The following is a 3873-nucleotide window of genomic DNA, read 5'->3' on the forward strand; positions in this document are numbered from 1 at the left end:
AATGGGTTTATAATTGACAAGACCGAAACCAGAATGGATGAAACAAGTGAACCTTCTGAATTTGTTGATGAAAAAAGTTCTAACCCTTCTGGATCTTCTAGTTCAGAACATCCCAAGCCTAAACAAACAGAATATCTCAGGCCCAAACAAACAGAAAAAACTGAAAATAATAATGAGGGACAATCATCTGCTAGCGTGCAATTGTATGGTGAAAAGACAGACGTTACTTTAGGAGAAGACATTCTGCTCAGACTATCTGCTGTGAATTTGATCACCAAACCAACCATGAGCATCCAGGTGATTCTTCTTCCACCTTCTGGAATGAGTGTAACATCCTCCGAATTTGTTAATTCTGGAGCTGGCCAGTATACAACTACTTATGAGCTTGAGCCCGGACAGGGAAAAGATATCGAAATAAGAATTAAGTCCAATCAGGTTGGAAACTTTAATGTCAACGGCAGGGTAATTTATTATTTTGATGGTGATCCAGAAGATGCCGAGGATTACACACTCAATCTACCGATAAAAGTTAAGGAAGGGTCATCATCTAGCTCACAGCTCCTTTCCACTGGAGCAAGGAATAGTATCCAATCAGAAGAGGAACCTAAGAGTCCTGGATTTGGGTTATTTATAACTATTTTTGGGCTTTTTGCTTTCTATACTTTGAAAAAACGAATTCATTAAGACCGAGATAAGGGATGTGTAGCTACATTTACTTTATATTACTGGTTGTAGTTTACAATCCCTTAATCTCAAGACTCCTGCAATTCGACCTTAATTTTGGCTCTTCGCTGTTTTATGTGGGTAACTTCCATTCATCTACTAAATACTGAAGTAATATATCCAATATCCAGAAACATATCCAATATCCAGAAACATATCCAATATCCAGAAACACTTGGTGTTGAAAATCATGCTCAAGCTTGATGTTTCTCTTTTTGACCTAGCTACTATTTAACTGAGTAATTATTTTCAATCCATCCGAAATAGCGAAGAGCCCTAATAATGGAAATGTCCCTCTATCAAGGAGGAGATGAGAGTTAAAGTTGTAGTTTTTAATAACATTTTAACAATCAAAATGTATAAAAATTCTAATCACATCTAATTTATTATGAGTTTTAACTTAACATTAAACAAGGAATATGCAAAAGAAGAAATTGAATCGATTTGGTACTCATTTTGGTTATGGAATAAAAGGAATCAACTTGAGAAATTCACAGATGGTAGGCCATATTATTTTGTTCTAAAAGCAACTTGGTCCTTACACAGATGAATTTAGTGAGAACACATTTTCCTATGATGGGGAAGGAGTAAATAAAAATCAAAAATTAACGGCTGCAAATAAAGCTCTTGTTGATTCGCAAAACGATGGAAGAAGTGTATATGGATTTAGACAAGATCGTGAAAAAAGAGTGTGGAAGTATGTTGGATTGCTCAAAGTAATTGATTGGGAGTATACTCCTAAAAACGGATTTAATACTTATGTTTTCAAATTAAAACCAGTTAATTTCCCAAACAATTAGTGCTATTTAACTATTCGTTATCAGTTTTTGATATCCTTCTTTCATTATTTATCTTGAAACGTCAAATTTTTTTACAGTTCACAAGCTCATTTTTATTACAGTTTCCAGCTTACTGTGATTTTCTTATCACCTAAAGAATGAAAAAAGAAAATGTAACCTGAAAAACTCTTCTCACTCAACCTCAACATTTAATGTAAATTTCTCCTCCGTGCCGGTTATGTTCTCCCAGGTCCTCTTATATATGCCATTTACCTTCTGGCTGCCCGGAGCTGTGGCTTCAATTACCCATAAATGAGTTCCAGGGACACCTTCAAGGTGTTCAGGGTTTAGACCTTCGATATATTCGTCGTCGAGAATACTGAGCCCACTGCTCAGGTTAAGTTTCCATAAATAACCTGCTGATGGGTCTTCTCTAAGGCTAATAGTAAAATTCTCTCCTTTTTTGAGGCTTATGGTTTTTCCGCTGTCAGCTTTGGTTACTACCTGGCCTTTCTCTATTGTTTCGTTAGCTTCAGTCGTGTTGTTAGTCACGTTTGCTGATATTTCAGGATTCACAGGCTGGAGCTGGTCGTTATTTCCCTGAGTTTCATTCTCCTTAGCTCCATTTCCCATGTTTCCTGTCTTTCCCCCACAGCCGGTTGCAAAGACGACAGCAGCGACGACGAAGAGCATTGCTATGGCTTTTAAAACTTTCTTCATAACCCTCCTCCCGAAAATTCTCTTCCTTTATTTCAAAGTGAAAGTTTGTTTTACTTCTTTATTGATGCTATTGACACTAATCTATTTCGTCGCTAAATTCTGGGTTCATATCTATTTATGCAAAAAATCAGATATCGAAGAAGCTGAAGACGACGATGACTTCTTCGACTGATATGCAGCAAAAAGGGGACTTGATATCTGGAATAAAAAGTTGAAAATTATCCCAACGATTGACATATTAACCTAAACACTGATACCTAAAAATCAGTATCAAGCTCAGAAATATCCTGTCTCCTTCGCAAGTTATATATACCATCCCCAATAAATAGGGATACTGTATAAAAGTCTCTAATTCGGAGCGTGTTTTTTCAGATAATGTTGCACCAGAGGATCAATGTAGAACTGAACCTTCAGATGCATCCATTGAAGTTTTCAGCTTTTTTGTCTCATTTTAAGAACTCCATAAGAGTTAGTCTATATGCTTTTGCGGAGAACCATCTTTGATTTTTGAGCTAGTTGAAAACTGCTGACAATAAGGTCTGATTGACTAAAACACAAAAACCAGTTAAGACAAACAAAAACGAGCTAAATAAAGAGCACACTTAGTACCTTTATTTGCGAGGCTTGAAACAAAATGTCAGAAGAATCAGATGATCCAGACAGTAGTGATAGTAGCAGTCGTCAAAAAATGTTCACAGTAACCGGAGTGGTTCTGTGTGCTATACAGCTTGCGTTCTTCGTAGGCATGATTTTAAAATTTATCGAGACAGATTTCCTCGGTGGTTTTACATTCATGTTGCTTGCTTACTCTTCAGCATTCATTTACAGGAATCTGGAGAATTCCGGGAAAATTCCCAGCCTAGCCGAGAACTGATGACTGTGTGGCTTTGCTCTAAAAACCACATTCTATAGTAACTATCTGTTCTGAATTTTTCTTTTTCCTTTTTTACCCTTTGTCTTTTCCCATTCGCGTATTGCTGTTATTTGATACTCTTTGTTGTTTTCCATTTCAGGTTTTTTACTTTAAATTGATCCTGATTTTTAAATGTAGCTAAAGTAAAGTTTTTAGTTATATTTTCTGCTCAAAAGAGGTAAAAGGTTATTAATTGTGAAAACGTAGGGTACAAATAATCCTCAGACACGAAAAAAAGAATTAATTGAATTTTTCAGGCCGGAGGATAAGGTCTGACTAATAATCTTGATTAATAAGCTTCACAGATAAAATAGAAAAAGAAATATAGGATCATTTTTTAGTACCAGCAATAACTTTCTATGGGATAAACATGGAGTTGACCTTGCAGATTGATACCGATTACTCGCTTCAGGAAGCAAGCGAGATTATTCGCTCGGCTCTGGAACATGAAAAACATCTTGCAAAATACAAGATAGATCGCTACGCCATGATCTGTGATGAATTTGAAGATCGGTACGACCTGATCTCTACTGAATTCATAACAAAATTCGAAGCTGGCGAACTTATCGCTGAGGATAAATATCTTGAGTGGTATGCTGCAAAGAGAGGGCTTGACCACTGGAAGAAAAGGCTTTCTCTCCTTAAGGGCATTAAAATATAACTGCTTTAAAAACTTATTAACAAACTTCTAAAAAAACAAGAATTCTCAAAAGTTTCTAAAAACGAATTGACAACTTC

The 3873-nt window shown here is 36.1% G+C and carries 4 protein-coding genes; 3 read left to right on the forward strand and 1 reads right to left on the reverse strand.

Features of this window, described 5'->3' with window-relative positions; translation table 11 throughout:
• Positions 1-684: hypothetical protein (locus A9239_RS12910; protein WP_218104609.1), on the forward strand; the 684-nt coding region annotated here is incomplete at its 5' end.
• Between the two features lie 1010 nt (positions 685-1694).
• On the opposite strand, the gene A9239_RS12915 is transcribed toward A9239_RS12910, so the two are convergent.
• Complete coding sequence (locus A9239_RS12915) at positions 1695-2222, reverse strand: protease inhibitor I42 family protein (protein ID WP_048155931.1); 528 nt, start codon at positions 2220-2222, stop codon at positions 1695-1697.
• A 634-nt stretch (positions 2223-2856) separates the two neighbouring features.
• Between A9239_RS12915 and A9239_RS12925 the strand changes: the two genes are divergently transcribed.
• Together A9239_RS12925 and A9239_RS12930 are read left to right on the forward strand one after the other, a co-directional pair.
• A complete protein-coding gene (locus A9239_RS12925; RefSeq protein WP_048120949.1) occupies positions 2857-3096 on the forward strand; it encodes a hypothetical protein in 240 nt (79 codons plus the stop codon).
• 421 nt (positions 3097-3517) lie between these two features.
• The gene (locus tag A9239_RS12930; RefSeq protein ID WP_329957083.1) at positions 3518-3796 is read left to right on the forward strand and encodes a hypothetical protein; all 279 of its coding nucleotides are present in this window, start codon (positions 3518-3520) and stop codon (positions 3794-3796) included.
• The last annotated feature ends 77 nt before the right edge of the window (positions 3797-3873 follow it).

Origin of the sequence: Methanosarcina sp. A14 (assembly GCF_001729375.1) — an archaeon.
In the GTDB taxonomy this organism is placed as follows: domain Archaea; phylum Halobacteriota; class Methanosarcinia; order Methanosarcinales; family Methanosarcinaceae; genus Methanosarcina; species Methanosarcina barkeri.